Source organism: Halomonas korlensis (genome assembly GCF_900116705.1).
Lineage (GTDB): Bacteria > Pseudomonadota > Gammaproteobacteria > Pseudomonadales > Halomonadaceae > Halomonas > Halomonas korlensis.
Genome location: NZ_FPBP01000003.1, coordinates 289,592 through 307,471, shown reverse-complemented (window position 1 = coordinate 307,471; position 17,880 = coordinate 289,592). Strand labels below are relative to the sequence as shown.

General features: G+C 64.5%; 12 protein-coding genes. 5 read left to right on the top strand and 7 right to left on the bottom strand.

The window, feature by feature from the left end; genetic code table 11:
• Positions 1–146 precede the first annotated feature (146 nt).
• From BM341_RS06160 to iadA, 3 genes are all read left to right on the top strand, one after another.
• Positions 147–992, top strand: a complete 846-nt coding sequence (locus BM341_RS06160; RefSeq protein WP_245784184.1) for a cyanophycinase — start codon at positions 147–149, stop codon at positions 990–992.
• Between the two features lie 2 nt (positions 993–994).
• Entirely contained in the window at positions 995–3,616 is a 2,622-nt protein-coding gene (gene cphA, locus BM341_RS06155; RefSeq protein ID WP_089793976.1) for a cyanophycin synthetase, read from the top strand.
• Between the two features lie 61 nt (positions 3,617–3,677).
• Positions 3,678–4,844 carry a beta-aspartyl-peptidase gene (gene iadA, locus BM341_RS06150; RefSeq protein ID WP_089793974.1) on the top strand — a complete coding sequence of 389 codons (1,167 nt, stop codon included), beginning with the start codon at positions 3,678–3,680 and terminating at the stop codon, positions 4,842–4,844.
• An 85-nt stretch (positions 4,845–4,929) separates the two neighbouring features.
• On the opposite strand, the gene BM341_RS06145 is transcribed toward iadA, so the two are convergent.
• The 7 genes from BM341_RS06145 to BM341_RS06115 form a co-directional block, all read right to left on the bottom strand.
• Positions 4,930–5,673 (bottom strand): Crp/Fnr family transcriptional regulator, encoded by a 744-nt coding sequence (locus BM341_RS06145; RefSeq protein ID WP_089793972.1) that lies wholly within the window; start codon positions 5,671–5,673, stop codon positions 4,930–4,932.
• Positions 5,633–6,931, bottom strand: a complete 1,299-nt coding sequence (locus tag BM341_RS06140; RefSeq protein WP_089793970.1) for a molybdopterin molybdotransferase MoeA — start codon at positions 6,929–6,931, stop codon at positions 5,633–5,635. Before BM341_RS06140 ends, BM341_RS06145 begins: the two co-directional genes overlap by 41 nt.
• 81 nt (positions 6,932–7,012) lie before the next feature.
• A complete protein-coding gene (locus BM341_RS06135; RefSeq protein ID WP_089793969.1) occupies positions 7,013–7,834 on the bottom strand; it encodes a peptidylprolyl isomerase in 822 nt (273 codons plus the stop codon).
• 12 nt (positions 7,835–7,846) lie between these two features.
• Positions 7,847–8,530, bottom strand: a complete 684-nt coding sequence (gene narI, locus BM341_RS06130; RefSeq protein WP_089793967.1) for a respiratory nitrate reductase subunit gamma — start codon at positions 8,528–8,530, stop codon at positions 7,847–7,849.
• 12 nt (positions 8,531–8,542) lie between these two features.
• Positions 8,543–9,313: a nitrate reductase molybdenum cofactor assembly chaperone gene (narJ, locus tag BM341_RS06125; RefSeq protein WP_089793965.1), complete on the bottom strand. Its 771-nt coding sequence runs from the start codon at positions 9,311–9,313 to the stop codon at positions 8,543–8,545.
• On the bottom strand, positions 9,306–10,904 hold the full coding sequence (gene narH / locus BM341_RS06120; RefSeq protein WP_089793963.1) for a nitrate reductase subunit beta: 1,599 nt from the start codon (positions 10,902–10,904) through the stop codon (positions 9,306–9,308). The genes narJ and narH overlap by 8 nt, the downstream gene beginning before the upstream one ends.
• Positions 10,901–14,698, bottom strand: a complete 3,798-nt coding sequence (locus BM341_RS06115) for a nitrate reductase subunit alpha (protein ID WP_089793961.1) — start codon at positions 14,696–14,698, stop codon at positions 10,901–10,903. The genes narH and BM341_RS06115 overlap by 4 nt, the downstream gene beginning before the upstream one ends.
• Positions 14,699–15,024: 326 nt before the next feature.
• Here BM341_RS06115 and BM341_RS06110 point away from each other — a divergent pair, with 326 nt between their 5' ends.
• Together BM341_RS06110 and narL are read left to right on the top strand one after the other, a co-directional pair.
• A complete protein-coding gene (locus BM341_RS06110; protein WP_089793959.1) occupies positions 15,025–16,959 on the top strand; it encodes a histidine kinase in 1,935 nt (644 codons plus the stop codon).
• 2 nt (positions 16,960–16,961) lie between these two features.
• On the top strand, positions 16,962–17,630 hold the full coding sequence (gene narL, locus BM341_RS06105) for a two-component system response regulator NarL (protein WP_089793957.1): 669 nt from the start codon (positions 16,962–16,964) through the stop codon (positions 17,628–17,630).
• Positions 17,631–17,880 lie beyond the last annotated feature (250 nt).

Genomic DNA, 17,880 nt, shown 5'->3' with positions numbered 1-17,880 from the left:
CCGTGCCGTTCAGCCAGGGGGTGCCATAACATCGCGTGGCTGTTATATATGGTGAGACGGGCATGAGATTCCTGTCTTTTACCGACCTTACCTGCACGGAGATCGCTTCGGCATTTCCTCTAAAAGCGTCGCTGGGCGACGAAAGGATGATGACCTCTGAACTCTCCGCCCGCCATGGCCATATCGTGGCCATCGGGGGTGCCGAAGACAAGACGTCCCAGCTTGAAATTCTCAAGCGGGTTTTCGAGCTGGCCCCCGAGGGCAATACCGACGTTGCCGTGATCGCCACGGCCAGCAGCATACCCGACCAGGTTCTCCCCGCCTACGAGGCAGCTTTCGAGCGCCTGGGGGCAAGCCGCATCCACAAGCTCGACATACAGGATCGCCGCCAGGCGTCCGACCCCGACAATGTCGAGCTGATCGATCAGAGTGGGGTGATTTTCTTCACCGGCGGCGACCAGCTACGCTTGACCAATGTGTTCGGTGGCTCGACGGTGTTGACCGCGATCCGTGAACGCTGGCTGTCAGGGGCCGTGGTCGCAGGTACCAGCGCCGGCGCGGCGGCCATGCCGGGCACCATGATCTACAATGGGGCGGCAACCGACGCGTTGCGTAAGGGCGCAGTCAACATGACCTTCGGGCTCGGACTCGTCGAGGGCTTGATCATCGACAGTCATTTCCTCGAACGCGGCCGGTTCACGCGCCTGATGGAAGTCGGCGCGACCAACCCGGAGCACCTCGGCGTCGGCCTCGGTGAAGATGCCGCCGTGATCATCCATCAGGAACAGATTCTTGAAGCCATTGGTCCAGGACATGTGATCCTCATCGACAGTCGGGACCTGGCGAGCTCCAATATCGCTGACCTACGGATGGGCGAAGCGGTGGCCGTCGAGAACATGATCCTGCATGCCATGGTCAGCGGTCACGGTTTCGATGTCGAAGCACGACGCTATCTCACCCCGAGCGAGCTCAAGGCCCTACTGGAGAATTGATCATGCAGATCCTCGAGCATCGCGCGCTGCGCGGTCCGAATTACTATAGTCGCTACCTGTCGATCTTCATGCGCCTGGACATCGGCGAGCTCGAGGAGAGGCCCAGTGATACCGTGCCCGGCATCGTGGCGCGCCTTACCGAACTGCTGCCGAGCATTCAGGAGCACCGCTGTTCGGTCGGCCGTCCCGGCGGCTTTCTGGAGCGCATGGAGCGCGGTACCTGGGCCGGACACGTCGTCGAGCATGTGGCGATCGAGCTGCAGAACCTGATCGGATTCTCGGTGGGCTACGGCAAGACCATCGACAGCTACGAGACCGGCATCTACAACGTCATCTATCGCTACCGCGACGAGGCTTGTGGCCTCGCGGCCGGTGTCGAGGCAGTAGAGATTGTCGACCGGCTGTTTCGTGGCGGCGACATCGACATGCCGGCGATCATCAGCCGCCTCAAGACGGTACGCGACGACCACATGCTGGGCCCCTCCACGGCCTCGATCGTCAACGCCGCCGAGCGCCGCGGCATTCCTCACATCCGCCTGACCGAGGACAGCAGTTACGTCCAGCTTGGCCACGGTCATCGCCAGCAGCGCATCCAGGCCACCGTCACCGGCCATACCGATCTGATCGGCTACAGCATCGCCGACGACAAGGACTGGACCCGACAGGTCCTCGGTGACGCGGGCATTCCGGTGCCCCGCGGCTGGGCCTGCGCCTCTCTGGAAGAAGCTCTCGACGCCGCCAACGAGATTGGCTACCCGGTCGCCGTCAAACCGGTGATCGGCAATCACGGCCGTGGCGTCAGCACCAATATCCTCGACGACCAGGCACTGCGCGAGGCCTTCGCCATCGCCGCCCACCGCAACCCCTCGGTGATCGTCGAGAACTACATCAAGGGTGAGGATCATCGTCTGCTGGTCATCGACGGCAAGCTGGTGGCAGCTGCCAGACGTCGCCCGGCGCATGTCATCGGCGACGGGGTGGCCACCCTGCAGGCCTTGATCGACAGGGAAAACCAGGACCCGCGACGCGGGATCGGCCACGAAAACCTGCTGACCCGGATCCAGATCGACGAGCAGTCGCTGCGCCTGATCGAGCAGCAGCATCTGACACTGGACAGCGTGGTTCCCCACGACGCAGTGGTATTGCTCAAGCCTACCGCCAACCTGAGCACCGGTGGCACGGCAACCGATATAACCGAGGACGTGCATCCGGAGGTCAAGTACGTGGCAGAGCGCATTGCGCGGCTGATCGGACTCGACATCATCGGCATCGACCTGCTGGCCGAAACCTTGACCGAACCGCTCGAGGATCAATCCGCCGCAGTGGTCGAGGTGAATGCCGGCCCCGGTTTTCGCATGCATCTATCGCCGACGCACGGCAAGGGCCGCGATATCGGCCCCCACGTGGTCGACATGCTGTTTCCCGACAGCGAGACCAACGCGCGCATTCCGATCATTGCGGTGACCGGCACCAACGGCAAGACCACCACGGTGCGCCTGCTCTCGCATCTGCTGCGCCAGGCGGGACGCAATGTCGGCATGGCCTGTACCGGCTCGATCGAGATCGACAACCACGTCATCATGCGCGGCGACTACAGCGGTCCCCAGGCGGCGAATATCGTGCTGCGTGAACCCACGGTCGAGACCGCCGTGCTAGAGGTCGCGCGCGGCGGCATCATGCGTCGTGGCCTGGGTTTCGATGAATGTGACGTGGGGGTGCTGCTCAATATCGCCAGCGATCACCTCGGCGAGCATGACATCCACACGCTTGATGAGCTGGCGCGCTGCAAGACCGTGGTGATTGATGCCGTCTGCAAGACGGGTACCGCCGTGCTCAATGCCGATGACCCGCGAGTGCTGGCTGCCCAGGAATGGGCGCGTGGCGATATCATCTTCTTTACTCTGGACCCCGATTCGCGGGCCATCCGCCAGCATGTCCGCGACCACGGCGTGGCCTTCACGGTGCACAACGAGTGCATCGTGATGCGCCAGGGCCACATCGAGGCGGCGGTGATTCCGGTCGAGAACGTGCCGATCACTTTCGAGGGCCATGCGCGCTTCAATGTTGCCAACGCTCTGGCCGCCAGCGCCGCCGCCTATGCCGTGGGGCTGTCGATCGGCGATATCCAGATGGGCCTGCAGACCTTCCATCCCACCCCAGGCCAGAACCCCGGCCGCACCAACCTTATCGAAGCCGACGGCATGAAGGTGCTGATTGATTACGGGCACAACGTGCCGGCGCTCGAGGCCTTGAGCGAGCTGGTCGGCCGTATTCCGGCCAATCGCCGCATCAGCGTGGCCAGCGCCCCGGGGAACCGGCGCGACGAGGATCTTTTCGACCTCGGCGCCCTGCTCGCCAGGATGCACGACGTAGTCTTCATCTACGAGACCGACCCCAGGGGGCGCCCGGTCGGGGAGGCCGCCGGGCTGCTGCGCGACGGTGCCGAGTCGGTCACCGGCGCCTGCCAGGTCGAGATCGTCATGGACGAGCACGAGGCGGTCGACAGGGCCTTCGATGTGGCAACCAAAGGCGACCTGCTGGTGCTGCTGATCGACGATATCAGCGGTGCCATCGAGCGCCTCAAGGGCCGACGCTTTCCGTCAGTCATGGCGGATGCGATCTGAGCCGCTTCCCGGGCCCTCGCGCGCCCCTCGTTTGTCTTACCGAGATGATAGGTGACCGCCCGTGAACCCTCTGCATGATCGAGATGCTCCGCTGATCACCCTGCTGCGCGTCGGTCGCGTATTCGCGCCCGAGGCGCTCGACGCCACCGACATCCTGATCGCCGACGGGCGTATCGCGGCGCTGGGTCGCGACCTCGCGATACCGGACGGCTGGCCCGTCAGGTTCATTCATGCCCCCGAGCTCACCGCTGTGCCCGCCTTCATCGACCAGCACGTCCACGTGACCGGCGGTGGTGGTGAAGGCGGCTGCGGCACCCGCTGCCCGGAAATCGCCGCCCACGAGATCGCCTCGATGGGCATCGGCACCGTGGTCGGCGTGCTGGGCACCGACAGCATCAGCCGCTCCCCGGCCGACCTGCTGGCCAAGGTGCGCGGGATCAGGGCCGAGGGCATCGCGGCGTATATGTATACCGGCGCGTATCGGGTACCTCCTCCGACGCTCACCGGTGACGTGCAGCGCGACCTGGCCTGGATACCCGAGGTCATCGGCCTGGGCGAGCTGGCGATCTCCGATCATCGCTCGAGCCAACCCAGCCATGAGGAAATCGCCCGAGTGGTCAGTGACGTGCGCGTCGGTGCCATGCTCGCCGACAAGCGCGGCATCTGCCATTTCCACCTCGGCGACGGCAAGCGCGGGCTGGAACCGCTGCGCCGGCTGCTCGAGGACACCGAGATTCCGGCCGACCAGGTGATCCCCACCCACGTCAATCGCCATCGCGCCCTGCTCGAGGAAGCCGCCGATTACGCGCTGAGGTTCGACGCCAGCATCGACGTCACGGCCTTCGACGAGGCCGGCGACGACGGGTTGAGCGGTTTCGATGCGGTGTCACGCCTGCTCGAGCGCGGCGTACCGGTCGAGCGCATCACCATGAGCTCCGACTGCAACGGCAGCCTGCCCGAATTCGATGCCCATGGCGCCTACCTGGGCATGCGGGTGGCCCGCAATACCGCGCTGATCGCCGACTGGCAACGCCTCGTGCACGAGAACGTCCTGCCGCTCGAGTCGGCCCTCGGCCTGGTTGCCGGCAATGTCGCCCGCGTGCTGGGGCTGCACGTCCACAAGGGCCGCCTGGCCGTCGGTTTCGATGCCGATATCGCCCTGCTCGACCATGATCTCCAGCCGCAACAGACCTTCGTGGCCGGAAAATGCGTCTATCGCACCGGCTAGGTGCGATTCCATGGGCATTGATGCGATTTCTCGGTACAGGATCTCGCGGTAGATAGGATCTCTCGGTAGGTAGGATCTTATCTTTTCAATTCTCGACGACCATCAGGTCACGCAGTTTCTGCTCATCGAGTACCACCAAGCGTTGGCGATCGATGCTGATAACGCCGCTGTCACGCAGCTTGCCGAGCAGGCGTGAGAGGGTCTCGGGGGTTACGGCGAGTTGGGCGGCCAGCCAGCGCTTGGGAAAGGTCAGCCGTACTACCCGCGGCTCTCCGCTCCGGTCGGGAGGTAGCTGGTGCAGGATATAGCTGATCAGCCGCGACATCGCATCGGCCTGAGTGAGTAGCGCCAAATCCTCCAGGCGCTCGGTGAGCTCGAGTGCCAGACGACTCATGAACTCCGCCCGGCAGGCCGGCTGGCGATCCAGGATATCGCGGCAGCGCGCCGCAGGGATGGTCAATACCTGGGTGGGACGAAGGGCTTCGGCGGAGTAGAGGTAGACCCCGGCGCTGGATACCATGCTCAGCTCGCCCAGGGTACCGCCGCGCTCCACGCAGCGGATGGTCGCCAGCCGGCCGTCGCCGGCACTGCGCACCAGGCGCACCGTCCCACTGACCACGATATAGAGCCACTTGGCGGGAGCATCCTGGCGAAACAGCCACTCACGGGTCTTGAGGGTGCGAATGCCGGTGTCTTCAAGCAAGGGCTCCAACTCTTCATCCTCGAGCTCGCCCAGCCAGGACACTCCCTGGACCAGCTCGCGCCGCTGTCGAGGCCGGAACATCAGCTCATTCAAGGAACTGAGCTCGGGGGTAGTATCCGTAGACATGGCCTTCCTCCACAGGGGTATCGGCATCGATGATCAGATAGCCGTCGGCCTGGCTTGCCGCCCCGAGCATATGGGACCCTTGGCCGCCGGCCAGGCGGGCGACGGCTGTTATACCCTCGGACCCGTCCAGCACCACCCTCAGCAGCTCGCGACGGCCTCTTGGGGCCGGCCGGGAGAAGCCGGCAGTGACCAGCAGGCGCTGCAGCGGTCGTGGGTTGCGCCCCTGACGCCCCTGCAGAAAGGGCAGCGCCAGCAGCTGCCAGTCCACCAGCGAGGCCACCGGGTTGCCGGGTAGACCGATCAGCGGCGTGCCGCGTTCGACACTTGGTCCCAGCCAGCCGAAGGTAAAGGGCTTGCCGGGCTTGACCGCCACACCATGGAAACTGATACCCCCCAGGCGCTCCAGTACCGGCCGAACGTGGTCCTCTTCACCCACCGAAACCCCGCCCGTACACACTACCAGATCGGCTTCGTCGCGCGCCCGGGCAAAACATTGACCCAGGTCAGCAACGGTGTCGGCGGTGACCCCCAGATCGAGAATCTCGCAGCTCTGCTGGGCGAGCAGGATACGCAGCATGACTCCATTGCTGTTGTAGACCTGCCCGGGCGCCCAAACCTGGCCGGGCTCGATCAACTCGTCACCGGTGCTGATCAACGCCACGCGGACTCGCCGTCGTACCCTCACGCCATCAATGCCTTGGCTTGCCAGCAGCGCGATGGCCGCGGCGTCCAGCCGTGTACCCGCAGCCAGCAACTCATCCCCGGCACGGCTTTCCTCACCCCGGCGACGGATATTGGCGCCGTGACTCACCTCGCCCATCACCCGGATGCGGCCCTGTTCATCGAGCTGCACGCGCTCCTGGGGGACCACCGTGTCGGCGCCCAGCGGCACCGGTGCGCCGGTGAAAATACGCGCGCAGCCCCCTTCCGGCAGGTGCGTCACCCCCGCACCGGCGGGCACGCGCAGTGTCACCGGCAGGCCAGACGGGGCTTCGGCAAGCTCGCGGCGACGCAGGGCATAGCCATCCATGGCGCTGTTGTCAACGCCCGGCAGGTCGAGGCCGGCCCGGGTACCCTCGGCCAGCACCCGGCCGGCGGCATCATCCAGGACGACGCTTTCGCTGCCGATCACCGGCACCGCGGCCGTCATCAACAGTTCGCGGGCGTCGAATAGGTCAAGTAGACCGGGAGTGTCGCAGACGGCCGGCCCGGCGTTAGCGCGGCGCGCGAAGGGAATATCGGCATGAACATCAGCCATCGGGGCCTCCTCGCCGCCCGCGGGACGAGCGGCGACATGCAAAGAAAATCGTGGAAGGGAGGGCCGGGCACGGCCCTTGTCTCACTGCATCAGGGCGCCGGCGGCATCATCATCGAGGGCGATGCCCTCGACGCCGATCTCGGCTTCCAGCGCCAGCAGGTAATGGCGCAGGGCACGGCGGGTGGCCTGCTCGCGCAGGCTGTGGCGTACGCGATCCACGATCTGCTCGAAGGGTAGCTCGCGACCCTCGATGCGCTCGTCAATGCTGACTACGTGCCATCCATAACGCGAGGCCAGGGGCCGCTCGTGCAGACCTTCGGGCAGGTGTTGCAGGGCGCGATCCAGCTCCCCCACGGTCTGGCCCGACGTCAGCCAGCCGAGATCCCCGCCCTGTTCCTTCGAGGGGCAGGCGGAATGGCGCTGGGCAAACTCGTCGAAGCGCTCCGGCGACGCCTGGAGCTCGCGGACCAGCGTCTCGCCCAGCCGATAGCCAGCATCGCGGGCCCGGGCATCGTCCGGGGCCGAGGCCAGCAGGACGTGACGCACCCGCAGGCGGGTGGGTTCGCTGAAGCGCTCGGGATGCGTGGCATGAAAGCGGCGACAGTGCGCCTCGGAGGGCTCGGGCACGTCCAGCTCCTGTTCCAGCAGGGCGGCGATGGCGTGATCAGACTCTTCGAAGTCGCTGTCGCCCTCCTTCACCAGGCCCAGGGCGCTGGCCCGCTGGCGCAGCAGCTCGCGCACCACCAGGGCGCGCGCCGCCTTGAGCTGAGCAGTGCCGGCGGAGTCCGCCGGGTGGTACTGCATCTCGCGGGCAATGGTGTCTTCTTCGATGGTGGCGCCGCCGACCCGGATGGGAGGTGGGCCGGCCCTGCCAGGGAGCGTTTCGATCGCGATGCGTTCCATGAGGTGATCTCCTTAGGCGCGGCGTCTGACGAGTTGATAGCGCCGGGCGATGTACCCGAACGGCACGCTCCAGACATGCACCAGGCGCGAGAAGGGAAACAGCAGGATGATGGTCAGCCCGATGAAGATGTGCAGCTTGTAGATCCACGAGACTTCGGCCATGTAGTCGGCCGCGCCGCCACTGAAGAACACGATCGACTGCGCCCAGCTGGAGAGGGTCAGCATCATCTCGCCATCCAGGTGGCCCAGCGAGAAGATGACGGTGATCAAGCCCAGCGCCGCCTGGAAGACGATCAGGCCCAGGATCAAGGTATCCATGTTGCTCGAGGAGGCCTTGACGCGCGGGTTGGACAGGCGTCGATACACCAGCATGGCGCCGCCGACCAGGCACATGACCCCGGCGATGCCGCCCACCACGATGGCCAGCAACTGTTTGGTGCCGGCATGCAGGAAGGCCGCATAGACCCAGTGCGGCGTCAGCATGCCGAACAGGTGGCCAAAGAAGATCACGATGATGCCGATATGAAAGAGATTGCTCGCCAGGCGCATGTTCTTCGAGGAGAGCATCTGGCTCGAGCCGGTCTTCCAGGTGTACTGGCCGTGGTCGTAGCGCAGCAGGCTGCCGACCAGGAACACCGTGCCGGCCAGATACGGGTAGTAGCCATAGATCAGGTGTTGCAGGTATTCGCTAAACATGACGGTTCTCCTTTAGCGGTCGGTCGGGCCGCTGCTGGGCATGATCTTGACGGGGTCGCTTGGTACCGAGCGCTTGCGCTCGGCAAGCCGACGCCCCTCGGCGGACTGCAGGGCACAGTCCTCGTCCGACTCGGCAGAAAAGCGCACCGCTTCTTCCTCCCAGACCGCGTCCAGCGCCTCGGGCGTGTCGTCGGGGGCCTCGTCCTTCACCGTCTCGCGGTGGGCGTCGACATCCGCCTCGGCGCCGATCAGCGCCAGCAGGGCCAACGGCACCAGGGCATGGTCAGCGTCGCGCTCCTCCAGGCGAGCGGTGAGCAGGGCCAGGATATGGCGAATCTCGCCCAGCCAACGGCCAATGTCTTGCTCGCGGCAGGTCGACAGATACTCCAGGAACAGCGGCAGGTAGTCGGGCAGCTCCCGGGCGTCGAGCTCAAACCCCGCTGCCTCGTACTCGGCCATCAGGTCGACCATGGCCTGGCCGCGCGCGCGCGACTCGCCATGGACGTGCTCGAACAGCAGCAGCGAGGTGCTGCGCCCCTTGTCGAACAGCGCCACGTACTCGGCCTGCAGCTCCATCAGGTCGGCCTCCAGCAGGCGCTGACACCAGTCCATCAACCGGGTGCGCAGCGCCGCCGACCAGCGGCGCTCGGCGTTGAGGATCTCGATCATCTCCGGCGCGGCGACCTGGAGCTCCGCGGAGGGGTAGTCGAGCAGTCGGGCCAGCACGCGCAGGCTCAGCATGTCCGGCTCGGCGGCGGGTTGTTGCAGCGCTGCCTCAGTCATGACGAACCTCCTCGGTGCTTTCATCGCGCCGCTCCTTGCGCGGGGTCTCACCTTGCGCACCGGGGTCGAAGGTCTCGACCGGCTTGACCAGGGTGGTGGTCTGGGAGCGGCCGTTGAACAGGCTCGACTTGCTCTCGCCATGGCAGCCGTCGCCGAAGGTGAAGCCGCAACCGCCGCGCTCGGGGAAGGCTTCGGTCGCCATCTCGCGGTGACTGGTGGGAATCACGAAGCGGTCCTCGTAGTTGGCGATGGCCAGATAGCGATACATGTCTTCCACCTGCGCCACCGTCAGCCCCACGTCTTCCAGCACCTCGACATTCGGCTTGCCCTCCACATGCTTGCCGCGCATGTAGACCCGCATGGCCATCAGCCGCTTGAGGGCCAGCACCACGGGGGCCTCCTCGCCGGCGGTGAGCATGTTGGCCAGGTACCTGACCGGGATGCGCAGCGACTCGATCTTCGGCAGCACCCCGTCGTATTCGACCTTGCCCGCTTCCGCGGCGGACTGGATCGGCGACAGCGGCGGCACGTACCAGACCATCGGCAGCGTGCGGTATTCAGGGTGCAGCGGCAGCGCCAGGCCCCAGTCGATGGCCATCTTGTAGACCGGCGAGGCCTGGGCGGCACTGATCACGTTGTCGGCGATGCCGTCCCGGCGTGCCTGGGCAATGACCTCGGGGTCGTGCGGGTCGAGGAAGATCTCGCACTGGCGGTGATAGAGGTCGCGCTCGTCGACGGAGGTGGCGACCTCCTCGATGCGGTCGGCGTCATAGAGCAATACGCCGAGGTAGCGAATACGCCCCACGCAGGTTTCGGAGCAGACGGTCGGCTGGCCGACCTCGATGCGCGGGTAGCAGAAGATGCACTTCTCGGACTTGCCGCTCTTCCAGTTGTAATAGATCTTCTTGTAGGGGCAGCCGGAGATGCACATCCGCCAGCCGCGGCACTGATCCTGGTCGATCAGCACGATGCCGTCTTCCTCGCGCTTGTAGATCGCGCCGCTCGGGCACGCCGCCACGCAGGTCGGGTTCAGGCAGTGCTCGCACAGGCGCGGCAGGTACATCATGAAGGTGTTCTCGAACTGGCCGTAGATGTCGGCCTGTACCTGCTCGAAGTTGGTGTCCTGGCGCCGCTTGGCGAACTCGGTGCCGAGAATCTCCTCCCAGTTGGGTCCCCATTCGATCTTGTCCATGCGCTGGCCGGAGATCAGCGAGCGCGGCCGCGCGGTGGGCTGATGCTCGCCCTGCTTGGCGGTGTGCAGATGCTGGTAGTCGAAGGTGAACGGCTCATAGTAATCGTCAATCTCCGGCAGGTCGGGATTGGCGAAGATATTGGCCAGCACTCGCCACTTGCCGCCGATGCGCGGCTCGATACGCCCGTCCTGGCGGCGCAGCCAGCCCCCCTTCCACTTCTTCTGGTTCTCCCATTCCTTGGGGTAGCCGATGCCCGGCTTGGTCTCGACATTATTGAACCAGGCATACTCCATGCCTTCCCGGCTGGTCCAGACGTTCTTGCAGGTCACCGAGCAGGTATGACAGCCGATACACTTGTCGAGGTTGAGGACCATGCCTACCTGGGAACGAATCTTCATTTGACGGCCTCCTGCACGGTGTCGTTACCTTCGCCATCCAACCAGTCGATGTGCTTCATCTTGCGCACGACGACGAATTCATCGCGGTTGGAACCGACGGTGCCGTAGTAGTTGAAGCTGTAAGAGAGTTGCGCGTAACCACCGATCATGTGGGTCGGCTTGGGGCAGATGCGGGTGACCGAGTTATGGAACCCGCCCCGCGTGCCGGTGACCTCCGAACCGGGAATATTGGTGATGCGCTCCTGGGCGTGATACATCATCACCATGCCGTTCTTGACCCGCTGGCTGACCACCGCACGCGCGGTGATCGCCCCGTTGGTGTTGTAGAGCTCGATCCAGTCGTTGTCCTCGATGCCGATCGACTGCGCATCGTCTTCCGACAGCCAGGCGATAGGTCCCCCGCGTGACAGGGTCAGCATCAGCAGGTTTTCGCTGTAGGTGGAATGGATCCCCCATTTCTGGTGGGGCGTGATGAAGTTCAGCGCCTTGGTCTTGTAGCCGTTGTCGGTCGGCAGGGTGAAACCCTGGGCCGCCTTGGTATTGATGGGCGGCCGGTAGGCCAGCAGGCTCTCGCCGAACGCGCGCATCCAGGCGTGATCCTGGTAGAACTGCTGGCGGCCGCTGACGGTGCGCCAGGGAATCAGTTCGTGGACGTTGGTGTAGCCGGCGTTATAGGAAACGTGCTCGTCCTCGAGGCCGGACCAGGTCGGGCTGGAGATGATCTTGCGCGGCTGGGCGACGATGTCGCGAAAGCGAATCTTCTCCTCTTCCTTGGGGTGCGCCAGGTGGGTGTGGTCGCGTCCGGTGATCTTGGAGAGCGCCCCCCAGGCCTTCACCGCCACCTGGCCGTTGGTCTCCGGCGCCAGGGTCAACACGGTTTCGGCGGCGTCGATGGCCGATTCGATGCGCGGGCGCCCCTTGGTCGGGCCGTCGAGCTTGCGGTGGTTGAGCCTGCCCAGCAGCTCGACCTCCTTGTCGGTGTTCCAGCCGATCCCCTTGCCGCCGTTGCCCAGCGTTTCCAGCGCCGGGCCGAGCGAGGTGAAGCGTGCATAGGTGGCCGGATAATCGCGCTTGACCTCGATCAATGACGGCAGGGTCTTGCCGGGAATTGGCTCGCATTCGCCGAGCTTCCAGTCCTTGACGTCGGGCTGAGCCAGCTCGCCGGGGGAGTCGTGCTGCATGGGCAGGGTGACCAGGTCGGTCTCCTCGCCCAGGTGCCCCACGCACACGCTCGAGAACGCCTTGGCGATGCCCTTGTAGATATCCCAGTCGCTGCGCGACTCCCAGGCCGGGTCGGTCGCCGCGGTCAGCGGATGGATGAACGGATGCATGTCGGAGGTGTTGAGGTCGTCCTTCTCGTACCAGGTCGCCGTGGGCAGCACGACGTCCGAGTACAGGCAGGTGGTCGACATGCGAAAGTCCAGCGTCACCAGCAGGTCGAGCTTGCCCTCGGGCGCCGTGTCGTGCCACTTCACCTCTTCCGGCTTCTGACCGCCCATCTCGCCCAGGTCCTTGCCCTGGATGCCGTGACGGGTGCCCAGCAGGTACTTGAGCATGTACTCGTGGCCCTTGCCGGAGCTGCCCAGCAGGTTGGAGCGCCAGATGAACATGTTGCGCGGGAAGTTCTGCGGGTCGTCCGGATCTTCCGCGGCGAAGGAGAGCTTGCCGCTCTTGAGCTGCTCCACGACGTAATCGGCGCTGGACTTGCCCGCGGCCTTGGCCGCCGCGGCCACCCGCAGCGGGTTGGTCGAGAGCTGCGGCGCCGAGGGCAGCCAGCCCATGCGCTCGGCACGCACGTTGAAGTCGATCAGGCTCCCCGGGTAGTCGGCCGGGTTGGCCAGCGGCGAGAGAATTTCCTTGATCTCGAGCTTCTCGTAGCGCCACTGGCTGGAGTGATTGTAGAAGAAGGAGGTGGAGTTCATGTGCCGTGGCGGGCGGGTCCAGTCCAGGCCGAAGGCCAGCGGCTGCCAGCCGGTCTGCGGGCGCAGTTTCTCCTGGCCGACATAATGGGCCCAGCCGCCACCGCTCTGGCCGATGCAGCCGCACATCACCAGCATATTGATCAGGCCGCGGTAGTTCATGTCCATGTGGTACCAGTGGTTCATACCGGCACCGACGATGATCATGGAGCGACCGTGGGTCTTGTCGGCGTTGTCGGCGAACTCGCGGGCGATGCGCGTACACTGCTCGGCCGACACGCCGGTGATTTTTTCCTGCCAGGCAGGGGTATAAGGCCGGATCTGGTCGTAGGTGGTGGCTCCATCGTCCTCGCCCGGCCCGGTGAAGCCACGGTCGATGCCGTAGTTGGCGCACATCAGGTCGAACACGGTCACGACCAATGTGTCGCTGCCATCGGCCTTCTTCAGGCGCTTGACGGGCAGGTTGTGGAACAGCAGGTCATCGGCGGCGCCCACGCCTTCGCCCTTCACGTTGGAAAAGTGCTCGTGCTCGATGCCGCCGAAGTAGGGAAACGCCACCCGCGCGACCTCGTCGTGGCGCTCGGCCAGCGACAGCAACGGCTTGATCTCGGCGCCGGCGGCGTCCAGCGACTCGAGGTTCCACTTGCCCTGCTCATCGCCCTTCTCGCCGTTCTTCTCCCCCCAGCGAAAGCCGATCGAACCGCGCGGCACGACCAGCTGATCGCGCGTCTCGTCCCAGGCGACGGTCTTCCACTCGGGGTTGTTGCCCTCGCCCAGGTTGGCGTCGAAGTCGCTGGCGCGCAGCTGGCGGCCCGGCGCGAAGCTGCCGTCCTCGCGCGGCTCGAGCTCGACCAGGAACGGCATGTCGGTATAGCGGCGCACGTAGTCGGTAAAGTAGGCGCTGGGCCTGTCGAGGTGGAATTCCTTGAGGATCACGTGCCCCATGGCCATGCCGAGCGCCGCATCGGTGCCCTGCTTGGCCGATAGCCACTCATCGGTGAGCTTGGACACCTCGGCGTAGTCGGGCGTGATCGACACCGTCTTGGTGCCCTTGTAGCGCACCTCGGTGAAGAAGTGCGCGTCCGGGGTGCGGGTCTGGGGCACGTTGGAGCCCCAGGCGATGATGTAGCCGGAGTTGTACCAGTCGGCGGACTCGGGCACATCGGTCTGCTCGCCCCAGGTCATCGGCGAAGCCGGCGGCAGATCGCAGTAGAAGTCGTAGAAGCTCATGCACACGCCGCCGATCAATGACAGGTAGCGGCTACCGGCGGCGTAGCTGACCATCGACATGGCGGGAATCGGCGAGAAGCCGAGAATACGGTCGGGACCATACTGCTTGGCGGTATAGACGTTGGAGGCGGCGATCAGGGTATTGAGCTCGTCCCAGTCCCCGCGCACGAAGCCGCCCATGCCGCGGGCACGCTTGTACTGCTGGCTCTTGGCCGGGTCCTCGACAATATAGGCCCAGGCCTCCACCGGGTCGGGATGCAACGCGAGCGCCTCGCGCCACAGCTTGAGCAATGGCTTGCGAATCAACGGGTACTTGAGGCGGTTGGCGCTGTAGAGATACCAGGAATAGCTGGCGCCACGCGGGCAGCCACGCGGCTCGTGGTTGGGCAGGTCCGGCCGGGTGCGCGGGTAGTCGGTCTGCTGGGTCTCCCAGGTGACCAGGCCGTTCTTGACATAGATCTTCCAGCTGCACGAGCCGGTGCAGTTCACGCCGTGGGTCGAGCGCACGACCTTGTCATGCTGCCAGCGTTGGCGATAGCTGTCCTCCCAGCCCCGCGACTCCGAGCGCAACTCACCATGCTCGTTGGCAAAGGCTTCACGCCGGGATGTGCGAAAGAAGTTCAGCCGATCGATGAAGTGACTCATGGTCGCTCTCCAGGCTCTTGAAAAGATGCGTGACCGCCCAGGGCCACCTTGTCCGCCGCCTGACGCTCGACAGTCGAGAGACGCAAGCTGCCATCAGCGGGATACCTGGGGGCGATTCTGGGTCATCGATCGGCTGAATACTGCCTGGTTACCTCCATATACATCGCCTCTACCCCCAAGGGGATAGGCCGCGGCGATGAGTGGGTCAGGTCGGGAGTCGCGCCTCGGCACCTCCTTGGAGGGAGCTGCCCTTACCCGGTAGGGTAATAGTGTTACCATGATCACTTTTTCAAGCCCGTTCTGATGGTGGAAGGCCTGCTACGCTGATGAAGTTGCTGCAACGCTCCCTGATCGTTCGCATCGTGGCCTCGCTGTTGGCTGTCATGGCCATGACGCTGATGAGCATTGCGTTCACCATGACCATCGCCACCGACAGCCGTGGCGATGCTGCGGCCATCAACGTCGCCGGTTCATTACGCATGAACCTCTATCAGATTGACGCGGCACTGCAGCGCTATCACCAGCAGCCCGACGCTGAACGGCGTGAACGGCTGGCAGCGCTGACCGCCAGCTTTCGCGACCGCCTGTCCCAACCCTCTCTCCTCTCGGTCATCCCCGACGACCCCGAACATGACCTGACGAGGCAGTACCACCAGATCGAGAGCCAGTGGAACGATCAAGTGGTGCAGGCTATCGAGGGCGCCGTGGCGGGGGAGGCACTCGGTACCGCGAGGCTGGACGCGGCCATCGGCGACCTGGCAGGTGCAATCAACCAGTGGGTGACGGTGCTGGAGCAGAAAAGCGAAGCCAATATTCATCTGCTCATCATCCTGCAGTTGCTTTTCCTGGGATTCACGGCGGTGGTGATGGTTATCGCACAGCATGACATTCGCCATAACCTGGCCGCCCCGCTTCGCCAGCTGCTGGTGATGGCTCGCGAAGTGGCTCATCGCAACTTTGCCCATCGCACCCGCTTCCAGGGGCAGGATGAACTGGCCCGGTTGGGGCGCTCCTTCGACGCCATGGCCGAGGAGCTTAGCGCCAGCTACAGCGAACTGGAGGCCCGGATATCGAGTAAGAAGGCCGAGCTGGAGCGCAGCAATCAGGCCATGCAAGTGATGCATGAAGGCAGCCGGGCGCTCTATGGCGGCGGTAACGACTTCTGCGCCAGCGCGGCGCCAATGCTGCGCCGCATCGAGGAACTGCTCTCGCTGGGGCCCATTCGCCTGTCGCTCAACGACCCCTTCGATGACCGTGCGGTCCCTATCCTCGCCACTCACTCGCCAACACGGCCTACCTACTGCCGTGACCATGCGTGTCATGCCTGCCTGCTCGACCCCGAGCCCCTCTTGCTGAGCGCGCATGACGACGCCGATTGCCTGCTGTTGCCAGTCAACATGGGAGAGCAGATGCTCGGCACCCTGGAGATCCGTTACCTGGGTGAAAGGCCCCTGACCGCGAGCACTCGTCGCCTCCTCAATATCCTGGCCGATCAGCTGGCCACGGCGATCTATCTGCAACGGCGAATCGAAGAGCAGCAGCAGGTAACGCTGATAAACGAGCGCACGATCATCGCCCGCGAGCTGCACGATTCGCTGGCCCAGTCGCTCTCATACCTCAAGATGCAGGTCGCGCGCCTGGAGCGCATGCAGGAGAAGAATTCGCCTCGCGAGACCCAGTCGGCAGTATTCGATGAACTGCGTACCGGGCTCAACAGCGCCTATCGTCAGCTTCGTGAACTGCTCACCACGTTCCGTCTCAAGCTCGAGGGCCCGGGCCTGCAGAGCGCGCTGCGCCAGACCATAGATGAATTCAGCGAGCGTATGCAGGCGCCGATTTACCTGGATTTCGACGTGCCACCCCACCTGCTCAATCCCAACGAGGAAATTCATGTCTTGCAGCTGGTCCGCGAGGCCCTCGCCAACGTGCAGAAGCATTCACAGGCAAGCCGGGCGGAGGTATCGGTACGCTTTCACGAGGCGCGCATGTGGGTCGGTATCGATGATGATGGCATCGGACTGTCAAACGACACATCCCCCCCGATGCATTACGGCCTGGTGATCATGCGCGAACGGGCCGACACCCTGGGAGGCAAGTTTGCGCTTTATAACCGTGCCGAAGGCGGTACCCGGGTCGAGCTCACCTTTACTCCTCTGACGGCCCGCTTGATCTCCCGACCGTCGGGTACTGATGCCCCTACGACGGCTGAACCAACGCATGAGCGCATCTCCACCATGAATTCGGTAACAGGGAAACAGTGATAATGGAACCCCACGAGACGCCAGCCAGCATACTGATCATCGACGACCACCCACTGATGCGTCGTGGGGTTCGCCAGTTGCTGGAGCTGGAAGACGATCTCATGCTGGTCGGTGAAGCCGGCGAACCCGAGACAGGCATACACCTGGCCACCGAACTCGACCCCGACATGATCCTGCTCGACCTCAACATGCCGAAGGTAAACGGCATCGAGACCCTCAAGCGGCTGCGCGAGAACGGCTTCGCTGGGCGCGTCGTGATGTTCACGGTCTCGGATCACGAGGAGGACGTCGTGAATGCCCTGCAATCCGGCGCCGACGGCTACCTGCTCAAGGACATGGACCCGGACGAGATGGTGCGTCAGCTGAGGCAGGCGGCGCTGGGACGCATGGTGATCAGCGAGAGCCTTACCGCCCTGCTGGCCGAGGCGCTGCGCAGCCAGCGCTCGCGTCCCGCAGCACCCGATATCCATAGTCTGACCCAGCGCGAGCGCGAGATCCTTCGCGAGCTGGCCGCCGGGCTCTCCAACAAGCTGATCGCTCGCAAGCTCGACATTACCGAGGGTACCGTCAAGGTCCACGTCAAGCACTTGCTGAAGAAGCTCAACCTGCGCTCGCGGGTCGAGGCCGCGGTATGGGCCGTTCAGGAGAATATCGAGCGTTCGGCCAACTAGCGATGTAACGATCCCGTGTGGATACCTCCAAATAACCCTGCGTTGTTCCGGCGTCTCTTCTCATGGCCCATCGCCGGAACAAACCGCTTCATGATCAAGCAGATAAATCGTTTCCGGGACTACCTATATCGAGGTAGCCTCCTGAATCCATGGTGTTTTTGCAGCGTTCCCCCGACCCTGGCGCAAGCGGTATCTTGCGTCCAGGGCTTCGCGTGCGGATTCGTGTCATGGCACGAATCGCACGCGAAGC